The following is a 16,312-nucleotide window of genomic DNA, read 5'->3' on the forward strand; positions in this document are numbered from 1 at the left end:
TCTACATATGAATCAAGGGGAGGCTAGGAGGGGATTTATTTTGGATTAACGCACTCGGCAGAGCTCAAACCAAAAAATAGCCGCTAATCCGCGGCTATTTTTAGTTATCTAAACGAAGTTCCTATTACTTCGATCTTTCTACTTCTTTGTCTCTTCAACCACGGCTTTCATCAATACTGATGTATCCATGCGGCCTTGTCCTTCGGCAGACAGTGCCTTGTAGGCGTTGTTGGTCTTTTCAGTCAGTGGAAGCTGGATGCCTTGGCGCTCAGCTTCATCTAGACAGAAACCTAAGTCTTTGATCATCCAATCAATTGCAAAGCCAAAATCGAACTTGTCTTGTGCCATTGTGGTAGCACGGTTTTCCATCTGCCATGAGCCAGCAGCGCCGTTTTTAAGGCAATCAACCAGAGTTGGGATATCCAAACCTGATTTTTCAGCAAGCACTAAGCCTTCAGATAAGCCATTCAACACTCCTGCAATGCAGATCTGGTTAACCATTTTCGCGCGTTGGCCTTGGCCGACTTTACCCATAAGAACTGACGACTTACCGTAAGCCTCGAACACAGGTTGAAGGTCGTTGAAAAGCGCTTGTTCGCCACCACACATGATGGTTAGCACGCCATTTTCTGCGCCCGCTTGGCCACCAGATACAGGTGCATCCATAAAGCGAATACCGGCTTGCTTCGCTGCCACTTCAAGCTCTTCAGACAGAACTGCAGACGTTGTAGTGTGATCGACAAGAATCGCGTTTGGCTTCATCGCTGCCAATGCGCCTGTTTCGCTGGTTGTCATGCTGCGTACGTCGTCATCGTTGCCCACACAAACCAATACCACGTCAGCTTCCGCTACACATTCAGCCACAGATTCTGCCGCTTTACCTTGGTGTTTATCAGCCCAGTCTAGCGCTTTACTGTGAGTGCGGTTAAATACCGTTACTTCAAAACCGGCTTTGACTAGATGGCCTGCCATTGGGAAACCCATAACGCCTAGCCCGATAAAACTTACTTTCATTTCTTTCTCCTTTTATTTGACCAAACCATCGCTATGAAAAGATCGAACACTCTCAATCAATGCATCAATAAGCAGGGTCAAAGCCTTTGGCTGATATTTTCTTTCTTTGTACACTAAATACGCTTGGCGATCACCCCGATGGTACTCAGGGAGCACTTGAATCAGATTCATGTCGGGATAAGACGAACAATATAATGAAGTTCAGCGATAAATCGCGACCAGAGAACGCTTTGTCAGCCGTACATTATGGAACGATGATCAAGGCTTGATCAATACTCAAAGCATAAAAAAACCGAGCACTAGGCTCGGTTTTTTTATAACTGTTGTTACTGTAAAGATTACAGCTCAGCGTTGTGGTAAACCTGCTGAACGTCATCACAGTCGTCAAGCATGTCTAAGAACTTCTGGAACTTCTCAGAATCTTCTTCAGCTACTGGCGTAGTTGTTTGAGGAACGAAAGTGATTTCCTCAACGTCTAGCGTTAGCTCTGGGAACGCAGTGTTTAGTGCAGTCTTCGTTTTGAAGAACTCAGTCGTTGGAGCGAATACAGTGATAACACCGTCTTCTAGCTCAACGTCAGTCACATCTACGTCTTCCATCATTAGCGTTTCTAGGATGATCTCGTCGTCTTCGCCTTTGAACTGGAATACAGCTTGGTGAGCGAACATGTGAGAAACAGTACCTTCAACACCGATCTTCGCGCCAGTTTTAACGAAACATTGGCGAACGTCTTGGAAAGTACGGTTGCCGTTGTCAGTTAGACAGTCAACGATTACGCTTGTGCCACCTGGGCCAAAACCTTCGTAACGAGCTGGTTGGAAGTCTTCACCGCCGCCGCCGTTCGCTTTATCGATCGCTTTGTCGATAACGTGAGCTGGTACTTGGTCTTTCTTCGCTTTAGCAATCAGGTGCTTAAGAGGTAGGTTCATGTCTGGGTCAGAGCTGCCGTTCTTAGCCAGTACGTAAATCTCTTTACCGTATTTAGAATAAACTTTAATTTTTGCGCCTGCAGTTTTCGCCATTGAGGCCTTGCGCACTTCAAAACTTCTTCCCATCGGGATCTTCTCTCTGATTCAATTAACGGTGCAAATTCTAGCAAATTACTGTGTCATTTCAATTCTACAGCACTGCTGGGCAAGGTTTGTCTGCGTTTATGCGACACCCATTACCCGTTTGTATTTTTCTACAGACTGATCAAACCAAGCCTTTTCTTCTGGGTCACCTAGCTTCATTGCTTCTTCAACAATGGCTTCAGGGCCACATTTCGCTTGCTTCAGTTTCCATACAAGAAACGATGCTTGCTTATCCAGTTCGATTTTATTTTTCTCGCTGGGTGGAAGGAGTGAAAGGTTGATAGACATTATTAGCCTTCGTCTGTAATACACTTGGCCGAGAAATATATCATAGAGCAGCCTCATAAAACCAATACTATGAGTAACAGAAAGGGTTTATGAGACAAGAAACCAAGCAAGTCGCTGATGCAGGTCAAGCTAGTTTGGGAAAGTGCGTTTGGTGAAGAGCAACTAAAAAGTGAAAAGCAGAGTTTTGAAAGTTAGCTTGCTAAACAACAAAAAGGCGTTAAGGATCGATCGATAATGATTGATAGAATAAAATTGGACCCTTAGATATCTTCTGATTTAGTTCAATAGCTCTTTTTATATCTAACCGCTTTCCATAAGCTAGCACTTCTCTTGTAGCCTCAACATACCCTTCTAATAACTCTAACGATGCTTCCATTCCGAGAATATGGAGATTCATTCTAGCCTTACGCAAAGTTAGATTACTATTGAATGAATTTAGGTAAGCTGTTTTCAAAGAGCCGTCATCGACTTGATCTCTTAGATAATTCGCTAATGTAGTCGTATAAATCGCCATTAAATGCTCAAATTCTGCTACATCATTTGCAGTTTTCATTAACAGATCATTCCGCAGCTTTTGAGCGTCTTTCTTTTCGTCATTGTCGTTATTCAACTTTGTTAAAAGATAAGTTGATGCTGCACCAACTAAACCACCACATAATGTCCCTAATACAGGAAACCCAGACTTAACTATATCGTTATATAATTGTATTTCTTCATTTGTCATTGTATTTGCACATTTTAATAGTAGTAAAAAGAAGGAGCGAGATTTAACCTATAAGTTGGCTCGTTTAACAACCTTCTGTGGCTAAAGAACTGCCAACATTCTCAGCACCTTTAAGTATATAAATTGAAGTGAGCCCTACTCCGGCAACAGATAGCGCGTGCTTCTGCCACCAGAACCAGATTTAACTAAGCAGCCATGCTCAATCAAAGCGTTCAAATGACGTGTTGCTGTGGCGCTGCTCACCTTTGCTACTTTCTGATATTGACTGGCATTGATACCTTCTGAAAAATCACCATCGAGCATCCTATTCAGCACTTTTACTTGTTCTGCCGTAAGCTTGGTTTGATCGATGCTGCGCCAATAGTTAGTCTTATATACAGTTTGGTCGACCTCAGCGAAAACGCCTGTAAACGTCTCGTCTAACGTATCTAAGAACCACATCAACCATTCGCTAATATCGAGTTCCCCTTTCTGGGTTCGCTCCAATATCTCGTAGTAATGCTTGCGGTTAGCGAGAATCCCCACCGACATCGCATAGAAACGTACCGACTGCTGCTCGGCCTGTGCTAATGCCAAGTCGGTCAACAATCGAGTAATACGACCATTACCATCATCTAACGGGTGTAAGGTGATAAACCAAAGGTGAGTTATCGCAGCTCTAAGTAAGGGATCGAGTGTAGCGTCGGTAAGTGAATCATTAAACCATGTGATAAATGTATCTAGCTCAGCATCAAGAATGTCTCGGCTAGGTGCTTCAAAGTGCACGGTTGGACGATCAATTCTTCCTGATACCACTTGCATCGGAGCTTCACCTCGTAGCTGACCTCCGACTACAGGATTAAACATGGTGTAGCCTTGAGGAAACAGTCTATCGTGCCAATGTAAGATCCTATCAAGCGCTAGTGGCTCTGTTAGGTTCTGCACCGCATCCAACATAATTTCAGCTAGGCCATCGGTTTGTTCTGTCGTTGGAAAAGGTCGATCTTCACTGACACCGAGTTTATTGGCTAAAGAAGACCGGACCGAGAAAGCATTAAGCTTTTCTCCCTCAATCGCACTGGAATGGACTATGTTCGCTAATAAGGTGTCGAGCATGGTTTGGGATTGATCTGCCGACTGTGAGGTAATCTTGCCCAATAGAATGCCCTGATTAAGCCGTACTTCTCTTAACCTCACGCCTATTTTCTGATTATCCCAAACAAAGTTTGGCCAATTATCTTGCTGCCAAATCCACATATTACACCCCATGATGCGAAAGTATCACTTATTCAACTCATACTATGAGCTGTTTAAGGCAATTATTCAACTCACATTATGAGCCGAATAATGAGTTAATCGCATCACAGAGGTTGCAAGAGTAACTCCTAACCTACAAAACTATTCACTCACCGCGAACACATCGCAGCGTGAGGCGCAGATGAAGTCATTTTTGTGCAGGCCTTTGATTGAGTGGCTCCACCAAGTGACGGTGACTTTGCCCCACTCCAATAAGATCGAAGGATGGTGGAACTCTTCTTCTGCCAGTTCTGACACTATGTTGCTGAATGCCCATGCTTGCTTGTAGTTCTTAAACTTAAACACTTTCTCAAGCTGCGGGATGCCGTCTCTTTCGATGATCTGCCAGTCTGACAACTCCAACAGTAAAGATTGTTGTTCATCTTCACTTAGGGCAATCGCGTCGATACTGCAGGCTTCGCATTTTTGTTCATTCAACATGTGTTGGTTCCTTGGGTTCAAAAAGTGGTGGTAGTAACCCCGCATCGATGGCGAGATCAGCTTGCTGTAATAGGTTTTCCTGACTGATTTTAAAGAGCTCAGATAGCTCGTCGATCACGTAATATTTCGGCTGCATGATGTCGATACGATAAGGCGTTCTTAAAACCGTTTGCAGATCGAACCGCTCGCGAACGGCCAAATCCCCTCCCAACGCATACATAGTTTCCGCCGGAGACGAGAGAATGCCACCGCCATAGATTTTCAGTTGTTGGCCTTCTTTTACTAAACCGAACTCAACCGTAAACCAATACAAACGGGCAAGATAAGCGCGCTGTTTAGATGTGGCGGCTTGGCCTAGTTTTCCATAATGCTCAGTGAAAGCCGCGAAATCGGCATTAGTGAGCATGGCACAATGGCCGAAAATTTCATGAAAGAAATCAGGTTCTTGTAAGTAATCGAACTCGTCTCGCGTTCTCAGAAATGTCGCAACTGGGAATTTCTTATTGGCGAGCAAATCAAAGAATCGGTCGAAATCGATCAATGCAGGCACAGGCTGAACTTGCCAACCGGTTGTTTCAATTAGCACTTTATTTATCTCTGGCAGCTGGGGAACTCTGTCTAATGGTAGATCCAGCAAGGTCAGACCGTGCAAATAGGCATCGCAAGCGCGGTCACTAATGACGTCCAGTTGCCTTTTCACCAAGTCGTGCCAAATGGCATCTTCTTCGAGGCTCCACTCAACCCATCCCTCTTGGCTCACGGGCTTAGAATGATATTGAGTCATTACACACCTCCTTTCGAATGTCTCACTTTAAGCCTATCTCCACTCCTTATAAGCGCCAATTTGCGCGATTTTTCGAAACAAGCGATCGTGTAACATTTTATTTACACAATTCCACCAAGCGCTTATTTTGCTGAACTTTTGACTTTGTAAAACCTAAATACCAGACTGAAAACGTTAACTTTTTGTTAAAGGTAAAGGAATGCACGAAAGCAATAAGCCCATTTGGCAGCCAAGCGAGCAGCGTATCGCCAATGCCAACTTAACCCGATTCATCGATAGCCTTGAACAGTCTTGGTTAAACCTAGATAGGGACGTAAAAAACTATGCCGAACTCCACCAATGGTCTGTAGTTCAGCCGGAATCGTTTTGGCAAAACGTGTGGCAGTTTTGTGGAGTAGTCGGCTCACAAGACTCTATTAACAAGGCAGAAAGCGAGACCATCAAAGCTCAAGGTGGGAGCCGCTGGCAGCAGCCTAAATCGAACCGTGATGCGGTTTGGTTTCCCAATGCACAAGTAAACTACGCCGAGAACTTGCTGCGTTTGGCACACACCATGCCTGATGAGCTTGCGATTTGGTTTGAGAATGAACGTGGCGAACAACAGAGTTATACATGGGAAACCCTGTGTGAAGCTGTCTCTAGTGTTCAGCAATGGCTTGTCGATAGCGGAGTGAAACAAGGTGATATAGTTGCTGCGTATACTCCCTATCTGCCACAAACCGTGATAGCCATGCTAGCCGCCACCAGCTTAGGCGCGATTTGGACATCGACCTCGCCTGATTTTGGAGTAGAGAGTGTGATTGAGCGATTCGGACAGGTGAAACCTAAGGTGCTGTTCACCTGTGACGGTTACACCTTCAATGGCAAAACGTTCGATATGGCGGGCAAGAACCGTGAAATCATCGAACACTTAAACGAATTAAAACAGGTGTGTGAGATCGGTTATTTGAAACCGAGTAATGACTTAGAGAAGAGCGATTTAGAGAAGAACGAATTAAAGAAAAACAAAGTTAAACATGATGTGTCGATTCTAAGCTGGCACAGCATCATTAATCACTATCAGACAAAACCTCTTCGATTTACTCGTGTCGGCTTCAATGAACCGTTGTTTGTACTCTACTCTTCCGGCACCACAGGCAAACCCAAATGTATAGTGCATTCTGTCGGTGGCACTACCATCAACCACCTAAAAGAGCACCAGCTTCATTGCGATATTAAACCAAGAGATCGCGTGTTCTACTACACCACTTGTGGTTGGATGATGTGGAACTGGCACGTATCTGCGCTCGCCAGCGGTGCTTGTTTGGTTATCTTTGATGGTAGCCCGGTTTACCCGCAACCTAACGTTCTATGGGATTTAGCGCAGCGTGCTGACGTATCGACATTTGGCACCTCAGCCAAGTACATAGAAGCGATTGAGAAAGCCGAACTCTCACCAATCGACAGCCACTCTCTGCCTCAATTAAGAACACTGTGCTCGACGGGTTCTGTGCTTTACCCAGAGCAGTTCGATTACGTTTACAAGCACATCAAGCAAGACCTGCATTTAGCGTCGATTTCTGGCGGCACGGATATTTGTGGCTGCTTTGTTTTGGGTAACCCAATCTCGCCTGTGTATCGCGGTGAGTGCCAACAGGCCGGGCTCGGCGTCGACATCAAGGTGTTCAATTCGTCTGGTCAAAAGGTCGATCACGAACGTGGCGAATTAGTATGCACCAACTCCCTACCCAACTTCCCCGCTGGCTTTTGGAATGACACCGGAGAGCGCTATCACAGCACCTATTGGGATAGGTTCGACAATGTGTGGCATCACGGTGATGAAGTCGCACAGAGCGAACATGGCGGCTACCTGTTCTACGGGCGAGGCGACACCACACTCAACCCCGGTGGCGTGCGAATTGGTACGGCCGAAATCTATCAGCAAGTGAACACCATTGACGGCATCATCGATTCGATAGCAGTCGGTAAAAACATCGACCGCAATGAACAGGTATGGCTGTTTGTTCAGCTGCAGCAAGGTGTGAGTTTAGATGAAAAGTTACTGACAGCCATCAAAAGCAAACTCAAATCCTCTTGTTCGCCAAGACACGTGCCAAGCCAGATATTTGCGATCAGCGATGTGCCAAAAACACGATCTGGCAAACTGGTGGAGTTGGCTGTGAAACAGGTGATCAATGGCAAAAATGTAGAAAACCTCGGGGCTATCGCTAACGCCGAGGTTTTGGAAGAGATAAAGAGTGTTGTTTCGCTTTAGTGTTCCTATCTCAAAAAATCCAAGCTAGAAGAAAGTAAAGTAACCAGTTATCTATGCGAAACCTGACGAATATCTGAGTTGATGTCATCAATAAGCTGTCTTGCTGATTCATCTCTTTGCTTCACTAATGCAATGAACAGCAAATCAGTAATAATGTTTTGAGCTGTTCGGGATGCTATCGATGAACTTCGGTATTGGCTTTCATCAGCAATCGTATCAAAGGATAAATCCGCGATGCTTCGAAGTTTACTTTTACGAGCGGAGGTAAGAGCGATGACCTTAACACCTTGCTCCTTTGCTGTTTCTGCGGCGATTAACACATCTTTTCTTTCCCCTGAAAACGAAATAACAACTTGGACATCTTGCGGGGTAAGCGTACGGGCTATCGCTATCTGAACGTGACTGTCTTGTTCTGCTAAAGCGGTAATGCCTAATTTCAGCAATTTAAAGCTAAACTCTTTTGCCGTGAGTGCTGAGCCTCCAATACCCACGACTTGCACTCTATTGGCACCATCTAACAGTCGAATAGCTTCCGTGCAGGTATCAAGTGACAGCGCATTGGTTGTCTGGATCATCGCATCGGTTTTTTCTTGCACAAGCTTTTGAGAAATAACGCTGAATGGGTCATCGGCCAGAATATTACTGTGCAGTGGGGTGGTTTGAATGGCGTGCTTTCGACCTATATCCTCCGTCAGCGCTAACTTGAATTCACTGTAGCCTTTAAAACCAATTCGCTGCGTAAATTTCACGATACTTGATTGACTCACGTTGGTCGCTTGCGCCAGTTCTTGGCTTGTCAATGAGGCTGCCTGTTCCACATTTGATGTTATCCAATCCGCAATTTTTCTCGCATTGGCAGAGAGCTGAGTACGACGGCTGACAATTTTATTCACGACTGACACATTTCACCTCGATTATTTTAGAATAAAATATTCCTAATAAAGAATAATGAATATTCAGTTCAAACCGCCACTTAAGTCGGAATGCCTGGGATTTAGTATAAATTTATCACAATTATTCCACCTAAATCACCACTTCAGAATAACTCTAACTGTGATTTTTATCACTCAAACGGAATATTTTATTCTTTAGTATCGCCCTCAGTTTGTATTGGGTAAGAGAACAAGTAATGAAGATCGATTTGAACCGTTTGGTTACAGAGAGCCGCAATCCTGCAAGCGCAGACATTGATAAGCTATCAACAATTGACATGCTAGCCGTCATCAACAAAGAAGACCAACGTGTTGCGTTAGCCGTAGAAGAAGTCCTTCCTCACATTGCAAAAGCCGTTGACGCGATCACAAGTGCTTTTGCAAAAGGTGGCCGATTAATCTACATCGGCGCTGGCACTTCTGGGCGCTTAGGCATTTTAGATGCAAGCGAATGCCCACCGACTTATGGCACGAGCCCTGAACAAGTCATTGGCGTTATTGCTGGCGGGCACCAAGCCATCTTAAAAGCTGTAGAGAACGCGGAAGATGATCCTGCGCTCGCACAAGCAGATTTAAAATCGTTGGCGCTAACAGAGTCAGACGTAGTCGTCGGAATAGCCGCGAGCGGTCGAACTCCATATGTGTTGGGTGGCCTCACCTATGCTCGATTCATCGGAGCGACCACTGTGTCAATTTCATGTAACCCCGGATCTCCAATGGCAAATTCCGAAGACATTGCGATTACTCCAGTTGTCGGCCCTGAAGTGGTGACTGGGTCATCAAGAATGAAGGCCGGTACCGCTCAGAAATTGGTTCTCAATATGTTGACCAGCGGCGCCATGATCCGCAGTGGGAAAGTGTTTGGAAATTTGATGGTTGATGTAGAGGCGACCAACGCCAAACTCGTCCAACGTCAAATCAACATTGTTATTGAAGCAACCGGAGTTGACAGCAAACACGCTGAATATGCGCTTAACGCTTGTAATAACAACTGCAAAACCGCAATTCTCATGATTTTGGCTGGCATCAGCGCCGAAGAAGCCTGTGCACGACTCAATAAAAGCGGTGGTTTCATCCGAACTGCACTCGCCGACGAATAATTAAATTCAGTTATAAAAGGTAATTCAAATGGCAAAAATAACGCCTACCATGATTGAAGCTTTACTGTTGGCCGTTGGCGGCAGTGGCAACATTCGTAAATGTGGGAACTGCATGACCCGCTTACGTTTAGCCCTCGTAGACATCAATCAAGCGTCTCTGGATACCATCAAGAAAACCCCAGGCGTTCTGGGTGTGGTAGAGAGTGACGAACAACTTCAGATCATTCTTGGGCCAGGTAAAGCGCAACAAGCTTCTGAGCTGATGAACAGCTTGATGCTTGAGCAGCCTGAAGCGACCGTAAAACAAACTAATGCAGAGGAAGATTTGTCTACGGTTGCGGCTGAACAAAAAAAGCAAATGAAGAGCAAGCAAACCAGTGGAATACAGCGATTTCTTAGTAAGTTCGCTACCATCTTTACCCCCTTAATCCCTGGCTTTATCGCGGCGGGTCTGTTGCTTGGTTTTGCAACCTTACTTGAGCAGACCTACATTATCGATCAAGAACCAAGCAAGTCGCTGTTAGACCTTGTTGCCTACATGAAAGTATTTGGTACCGGCCTTTTTGCCTTTTTGAGCATTCTGATTGGCTATAACGCCCAGCAAGCCTTTGGCGGCTCTGGCGTTAACGGGGCGATTCTGGCTTCACTGTTCGTCTTGGGATATGACCCAACCGCCACGTCCGGCGTCTACTCAGGGATGAATGAGTTTTTCGGATTCTCTATCGACCCGCGTGGCAACATCATTGGGGTATTACTCGCGGCAATCACCGGTGCTTACGTAGAGAAACTGGTTCGAAAATACATGCCCGATGACCTCGATATGATCCTAACGTCTGTCGTCACGCTTCTCATTATGGGCGCGGTCACCTACTTGTTGATCATGCCGATTGGTGGCGAGTTGTTCAAAGGCATGTCTTGGTTATTCCTTAACTTAAACGACAACCCATTTGGTGCCGCTTTACTGGCTGGCCTATTTCTTATCTCTGTCGTGTTTGGTATTCACCAAGGGTTTGTTCCTGTCTATTTTGCACTTATGGAAGCGCAAGGCTTTAACTCTCTGTTCCCAATCTTGGCGATGGCGGGTGGCGGTCAGGTCGGCGCGTCAATGGCGTTGTACTTCAAAGCCCAAAAAGACTCTCTTCTTCGCACTCAAGTCAAAGGGGCTATTGTGCCAGGTTTGTTGGGTATAGGTGAGCCGCTGATTTACGGCGTCACACTTCCACGAGTAAAACCGTTTGTTACCGCTTGTATTGGCGGTGCAGCAGGCGGGTTCTTTATTGGATTGGTCTCTTACTTAGGGATGCCAGTCGGTTTAAATACAGTGTTTGGCCCATCGGGTATCGTCGCTGTGCCATTAATGACTTCTAACAGCGGTATTTTTGCAGGGATGGCGGTGTTTGTTATTGGTCTTCTTATTTCGTATGTCGTGGGTTTCTTTGCTACGTACATGTTTGGTTCCAAAAACGTTGATTTAACTTAGGTAAAAGCAGTGATGAAATTGAATAAGATCATTTTGAGTACAGCAGTATTGTCTGTTGTGGGTTGTTCGAGTGGCATGAATAAATTCAGTAATCAAGACCTAGAGCAGTACCAGCAACAACCAGAAAAATACGCTGAAAGCGTCGTAAGTACGATGAATAACAGAGAGTTAATTGGTCAAACATTGATGATGGATTTTCGCTCGTGGGGCAAAGACCCATACACCGATGAAGAGATCCCTGTAACTCGAATTAACCATGACATAAGCTCGATGATCACCGACTACCATATCGGCGGTGTAATTCTATTTCGCCAAAATCTAGTGAATTCGAATCAAATCGTCGAGTTCACTGATGCCTTGCAAGAGGCGAGCAGTAACCTACCTCTTCTCATCGCGACTGACCAAGAAGGCGGTTACGTCACTCGATTGCAGAATGGCACAGAGATGCCAGGAAACATGGCGCTAGCTGCCTCTGGTGACGCGAACAATGCTTACGTTGCTGGCAAGATTCACGGCTCAGAGCTGTCCGCTTTAGGCATTAACTACAACTCCGGCCCTGTGGTTGATGTCAATGTGAACCAGAACAACCCAATCATTGGTGTGCGCTCGTACAGCAGCAATGTTGATGTGATCAATGAAATGTCTACCGCCTACATGGATGGTATTCATGAAGCTGGCGTGATCAGTGCACTGAAGCACTTTCCTGGGCATGGCAACGTGAGCGTCGATTCACACTACGATTTACCAGAAGTCAGCTACTCACGAGAAGAGTGGGAAGCGATCGACCTCGCTCCATTTAAGTACGCGATTGAGCACGGTACCGATTCCATAATGTCAGCGCACGTGACGCTACCAAGCGTGGATGACACTATGATCCAAGCGACCTTAAGTGACAAAGAAATGCTAATCCCTGCAACGTTCTCCAAACCTATTTTGACTGGGGTTTTACGTGACAAAATTGGCTTTGATGGGCTAATTGTGACCGATGCGCTCGATATGGGGGCCATCGCTGACAACTTTGATCGCAACTACGCAGTTCACGCTTCACTTTACGCCGGTGCTGATATTGCTTTGATGCCGCTTCAAATTACCAACCGAGATGAAATCAAACAGTTGGAAAGCCTATTTGTCTACCTAGAAGACAAAATGGAAACCAATCCAGAGTTCCTTGAGCGTATGAAAGAAGCCGCAACTCGCGTTATAAAGAAAAAGCTTCAAATGGGTCTGATTTACCAAACCACAGACAAACAGTTTGCCATCGACTCAGTAGGCTCTGAAGCGAACAAACTTGAAGAGAAAAAGGTCGCTGATGCATCAATCACGCTTATTGAAAACCAAAATAATGTATTGCCTGTCGATCCAAGTGAAGCCAGCAATATCCTAGTTATTTCTGATGAAGATAGCCGCAATGCACTTGTAACCAAGTACCTGAACGTTGTGAAACAAGAGACAGGTAATCACCCAATGTTCATTAGCGAGCAGAAAGCGGCATTAATGGAAGATAACTTAAATGAAAATGAGCTTCGTAGCACCATTGTAAAGTCCGATCTGATTATCATGTCGACATACAACCTAATGGGCCACGCGGCAAATGCTCAGAAAATCGTAGATATCGCGAACGCTGAAGGCAAAAAACTGGTGATGATTTCAACGCGTAATCCTTACGACATTGCCCATGTAGACGGTGTACAAGCGAACATCGCTATTTACGGTATCACAGGGTTCGACGTGACCAACAATGACCGCAATTCACTTGAAGCAAACATTAGCTCTGGTATTCGCACCTTGTTTTTAAACCCTCAAACGGGACTGCCTCTGAACGCACCAACAGGAACTCTTCCAGTAGATGTAAAAAATGACAACGGTGACGTTATTTACCCATTCGGCCATTCAGTGAACTACCAATAATTCGTCCTAGGAATAATAAAAATGATAAATAAAAAGTCTGGAGCTACCCTACTAGCACTGCTTCTACCTAGTCTCGCGCTTGCGACTGAAGACAACGCCGTAAAAGTTGAAACGGAAGAGCTAACCCAAAACTTTACCTCTGAGTGGAACGTTGCGTCGAACATTTACATGGAAATGGAAAAGTTTGAAGGGCACAGAGACCCTGATGGCAATGCAGTGATAGACAAACTCACCCCAGTCGCACAGCTATTCATTAATAGCCCTAACTCCAAATGGAGCTATTTTCTTGAACATAAAGTGGCGCGCCGTTCGATCACTGAGGATCTAAATAACACAGATAACTCGTTTCAACGAAACCGTACTCAGATTGGTGCGACTCGTAACTTAGTTCGCAACGATGATGTGGTCTTTAATCTGAACGCTACATACCGAAAAGAATCTAACGACTCTGCACCGGGAACAGATGCTCGTGGCAGCAACAACCTGTACTGGATAATGCCTAGTGGTGAGTTTAAGATCACCGATAAACTCTCATTCTCTTACTGGGATGCGTTTTACTACTATGATCGCTTCGTAGGAGAGAACGATTACGAGTGGGAAGCGGAGCATGGTTTTGCGTATAAACACAGTGATAGTTTCACAGCAAAAGTCTACCTATACACCGATTGGACTTGGGATAACGACCAAAACAAGAACTGGGAACAAAACCAGATTCGTGGGTACTTCCCAACTAAAATTAATGACAAATGGAGCGTGATGCCTTATTTCCGCTACTTCATCAACGAGAAAATCTATGATGCGTCAAACAACTACAACGTCGTCAATGAGACAGACGACGGGCTGCGTTTAGGTTTGAATATCGACTATAAACTGAGCCCTAAATCAACGTTGTGGGTAGGTATGGCTTACGAAGAAACCAAGTGGGATGAGTCTAAGTCTGCGGGCCTAACCAGTGGTTCAGACAACAGCCAGAAATTCTATCTAGCTCAAGCGGGTTGGAAGTATAAGTGGTAACAGCTTGATTATATTTTCGATGTAACAACATACCAACCGGAGGCGCGTTCTCCGGTTGGTATACTAATGATCATGACTTCTCCCGTTTCATTGATACTAATCTGCACCAATAAAACTGCACACTCAATCAAGCGACTTTCCAATACGTGAAGATATTCGTATATTGCTAAATGAGCAATCAGGCTAGAACAGAATAGTCCAAAAACGGTTTTGGTAGCGTAAGGGAAGAGTATTTGCATTTACATCAGTGAATCTACATGGACTCATTCGCATCCGCTTGGTTCTCTGGCATCGCCCCAATAAAAGCGGGTAACTGATTACACGCTTCAACAATCGAGTTAATCAACGGATAAGGTGACATATCAACGCCAAAACGCAGCGCGTTATACACCTGTGGCACCAAGCAAATATCGACAATGCATGGTGAATCGGTGAGGCTATAAACTGAATCAGCGTATGTTTGACGATGCTTAGAAAGCTTCTCTTCTAATGCCGAAAAACCTTGGCTCATCCAATAGTGAAGCCAGTCTATTTTCGCCTCTTGCTCACACGACAACTCTCGCTCCAAATACTGCAACACACGAAGGTTATTGAGAGGGTGAATTTCTATCGCAATATCCTGCGCCATTGCCAACGCTTGATAGCGCAATGGTGTTTGCTCGGGAATCAACAAGGAGTCTGGGCTGCTCTCACATAAATATCTTTCATCCAAGTATTGCAAAATAGTCAGCGACTGATTGAGTTTAACTTCACCATCCACCAGCACAGGCACTAACTCACTGGCGTTGAGCTCACGATATTGTGGATCATGCTGCTCGCCGCCATTACGCACCAAATGCACCGATTTAGACTCATAGTCGAGTTGCTTTAGGTTCAATCCAATACGCACTCGATAGGCTGCGGAAGAGCGCCAATAACCGTAAAGTGTCATGTTCTGATTCATACAATGATCTCGCTCGAGCTGAATCTTTATAATATGGGTTATAACGCTCGATATTGGCTAACTTTTTGGTCAATCGCACCAAAAATGGAATCACCCGCCGTATCAAACATCTCTAGGCGAATCGAGTCGCCAAACGACATGAATTTAGTCGACGGTTTACCATCGCGAATCGTCTCAATCATGCGCACCTCGGCAATGCATGAATAGCCCACGCCGCCCTCGGCAATTGAGGTGCCGTGGTCAGTGCCTTGCTTATTCGATACCGTGCCTGAACCTATGATCGCGCCTGCCGACAGTGGACGAGTCTTCGCAGCATGGACTACTAGTTCAGCAAAGTTGAAAGTCATATCGACGCCCGCATTCGGGCAACCAAAAGGCTGGTCGTTGTAGGTCGATATCAGCGGTAAATGCACCTTGCTGCCTTTCCACTGTTCACCAAGCTCGTCAGGTGTAACTGCGACCGGAGAGAACGCAGAAGACGGTTTAGACTGGAAGAAGCCAAAACCCTTAGCAAGCTCCGCCGGAATCAAACCGCGCAGCGACACATCGTTCACCAACATCAGCAAGCGAATCGAGTCGTGCGCTTGTTTAGCGCTAGCGCCCATCGGTACATCACCGGTCACAATCGCAACCTCACCTTCGAAATCGATGCCCCACTCGTCGCTGGCAAATTCGATATTGTCACAAGGGCCGATAAACGCATCTGAGCCGCCTTGATACATTAATGGATCAACCCAGAAGCTTTCTGGCATTTCAGCACCACGCGCCTTACGCACCAGTTCAACATGGTTTACATAAGCACTGCCATCCGCCCATTGATATGCGCGTGGCAGAGGTGATTCACAATACTGAGATGCAAACACTTCACTGCCAGTCACATGCCCGTTGTTTAACGAGGTGTATAACTCTTGTAACTGAGAAGCCACGCTGTCCCAGTTATCCAATGCTACCTGCATGGTTGGCGCTAGATGCATCGCATGGAAAATTTCGGTTGCAGCTACACATTGTTTAAGATCTTTACTTACGACCATCAATAGACCGTCGCGAGTGCCATTTTTCTTGGTTGCTAATTTCATCCTTGT

Annotated in this window: 15 protein-coding genes and 1 pseudogene; 5 read left to right on the forward strand and 11 right to left on the reverse strand. The window is 45.5% G+C overall.

What is annotated here, in order from left to right; translation table 11 throughout:
• Positions 1 to 138: 138 nt before the first annotated feature.
• The 8 genes and pseudogenes from AB4482_RS20250 to phhA all read right to left on the reverse strand — a co-directional run bounded on the left by AB4482_RS20250 (position 139) and on the right by phhA (position 5,599).
• Positions 139 to 1,014 (reverse strand): NAD(P)-dependent oxidoreductase, encoded by an 876-nt coding sequence (locus AB4482_RS20250; protein ID WP_017070192.1) that lies wholly within the window; start codon positions 1,012 to 1,014, stop codon positions 139 to 141.
• Between the two features lie 12 nt (positions 1,015 to 1,026).
• Positions 1,027 to 1,191 (reverse strand): annotated as a pseudogene (locus AB4482_RS20255) (LysR family transcriptional regulator); the annotation flags it as partial.
• Between the two features lie 161 nt (positions 1,192 to 1,352).
• Positions 1,353 to 2,069 (reverse strand): YebC/PmpR family DNA-binding transcriptional regulator, encoded by a 717-nt coding sequence (locus AB4482_RS20260; protein WP_017057670.1) that lies wholly within the window; start codon positions 2,067 to 2,069, stop codon positions 1,353 to 1,355.
• Positions 2,070 to 2,165: 96 nt separating this feature from the next.
• Entirely contained in the window at positions 2,166 to 2,375 is a 210-nt protein-coding gene (locus AB4482_RS20265) for a DUF3283 family protein (protein ID WP_004732615.1), read from the reverse strand.
• A gap of 217 nt (positions 2,376 to 2,592) precedes the next feature.
• On the reverse strand, positions 2,593 to 3,099 hold the full coding sequence (locus AB4482_RS20270) for a hypothetical protein (RefSeq protein ID WP_017066729.1): 507 nt from the start codon (positions 3,097 to 3,099) through the stop codon (positions 2,593 to 2,595).
• 135 nt (positions 3,100 to 3,234) lie between these two features.
• Positions 3,235 to 4,335 carry a Fic family protein gene (locus AB4482_RS20275; RefSeq protein WP_137001624.1) on the reverse strand — a complete coding sequence of 367 codons (1,101 nt, stop codon included), beginning with the start codon at positions 4,333 to 4,335 and terminating at the stop codon, positions 3,235 to 3,237.
• A 141-nt stretch (positions 4,336 to 4,476) separates the two neighbouring features.
• Entirely contained in the window at positions 4,477 to 4,815 is a 339-nt protein-coding gene (locus AB4482_RS20280) for a 4a-hydroxytetrahydrobiopterin dehydratase (RefSeq protein ID WP_017065112.1), read from the reverse strand.
• On the reverse strand, positions 4,805 to 5,599 hold the full coding sequence (gene phhA, locus AB4482_RS20285) for a phenylalanine 4-monooxygenase (protein WP_372181525.1): 795 nt from the start codon (positions 5,597 to 5,599) through the stop codon (positions 4,805 to 4,807). The genes AB4482_RS20280 and phhA overlap by 11 nt, the downstream gene beginning before the upstream one ends.
• A gap of 199 nt (positions 5,600 to 5,798) precedes the next feature.
• Between phhA and AB4482_RS20290 the strand changes: the two genes are divergently transcribed.
• Positions 5,799 to 7,853 (forward strand): acetoacetate--CoA ligase, encoded by a 2,055-nt coding sequence (locus AB4482_RS20290; protein WP_372181527.1) that lies wholly within the window; start codon positions 5,799 to 5,801, stop codon positions 7,851 to 7,853.
• A 47-nt stretch (positions 7,854 to 7,900) separates the two neighbouring features.
• Here the strand turns inward: AB4482_RS20290 and AB4482_RS20295 are convergent, their stop codons facing one another.
• Positions 7,901 to 8,755 carry an SIS domain-containing protein gene (locus AB4482_RS20295; protein ID WP_017065115.1) on the reverse strand — a complete coding sequence of 285 codons (855 nt, stop codon included), beginning with the start codon at positions 8,753 to 8,755 and terminating at the stop codon, positions 7,901 to 7,903.
• Between the two features lie 227 nt (positions 8,756 to 8,982).
• Here AB4482_RS20295 and murQ point away from each other — a divergent pair, with 227 nt between their 5' ends.
• The 4 genes from murQ to AB4482_RS20315 are packed head-to-tail and all read left to right on the forward strand — an operon-like array spanning position 8,983 to position 14,287.
• A complete protein-coding gene (murQ, locus tag AB4482_RS20300; RefSeq protein WP_017065116.1) occupies positions 8,983 to 9,885 on the forward strand; it encodes an N-acetylmuramic acid 6-phosphate etherase in 903 nt (300 codons plus the stop codon).
• 28 nt (positions 9,886 to 9,913) lie between these two features.
• The gene (gene murP / locus AB4482_RS20305; RefSeq protein WP_372116806.1) at positions 9,914 to 11,365 is read left to right on the forward strand and encodes a PTS N-acetylmuramic acid transporter subunit IIBC; all 1,452 of its coding nucleotides are present in this window, start codon (positions 9,914 to 9,916) and stop codon (positions 11,363 to 11,365) included.
• 12 nt (positions 11,366 to 11,377) lie between these two features.
• Positions 11,378 to 13,273: a glycoside hydrolase family 3 protein gene (locus AB4482_RS20310; protein WP_372181546.1), complete on the forward strand. Its 1,896-nt coding sequence runs from the start codon at positions 11,378 to 11,380 to the stop codon at positions 13,271 to 13,273.
• A 21-nt stretch (positions 13,274 to 13,294) separates the two neighbouring features.
• Positions 13,295 to 14,287, forward strand: coding sequence for an OmpG family monomeric porin (locus AB4482_RS20315; RefSeq protein WP_017065119.1), 993 nt, complete (start codon positions 13,295 to 13,297; stop codon positions 14,285 to 14,287).
• Positions 14,288 to 14,540: 253 nt separating this feature from the next.
• On the opposite strand, the gene maiA is transcribed toward AB4482_RS20315, so the two are convergent.
• Positions 14,541 to 15,230 carry a maleylacetoacetate isomerase gene (maiA, locus tag AB4482_RS20320; RefSeq protein WP_372181529.1) on the reverse strand — a complete coding sequence of 230 codons (690 nt, stop codon included), beginning with the start codon at positions 15,228 to 15,230 and terminating at the stop codon, positions 14,541 to 14,543.
• A 38-nt stretch (positions 15,231 to 15,268) separates the two neighbouring features.
• The gene (locus AB4482_RS20325; RefSeq protein ID WP_102397964.1) at positions 15,269 to 16,306 is read right to left on the reverse strand and encodes a fumarylacetoacetate hydrolase family protein; all 1,038 of its coding nucleotides are present in this window, start codon (positions 16,304 to 16,306) and stop codon (positions 15,269 to 15,271) included.
• Positions 16,307 to 16,312 lie beyond the last annotated feature (6 nt).

It is taken from the genome of Vibrio sp. 10N.222.55.C7, from assembly GCF_041473335.1.
GTDB classification, from domain to species: Bacteria; Pseudomonadota; Gammaproteobacteria; order Enterobacterales; family Vibrionaceae; genus Vibrio; species Vibrio crassostreae_C.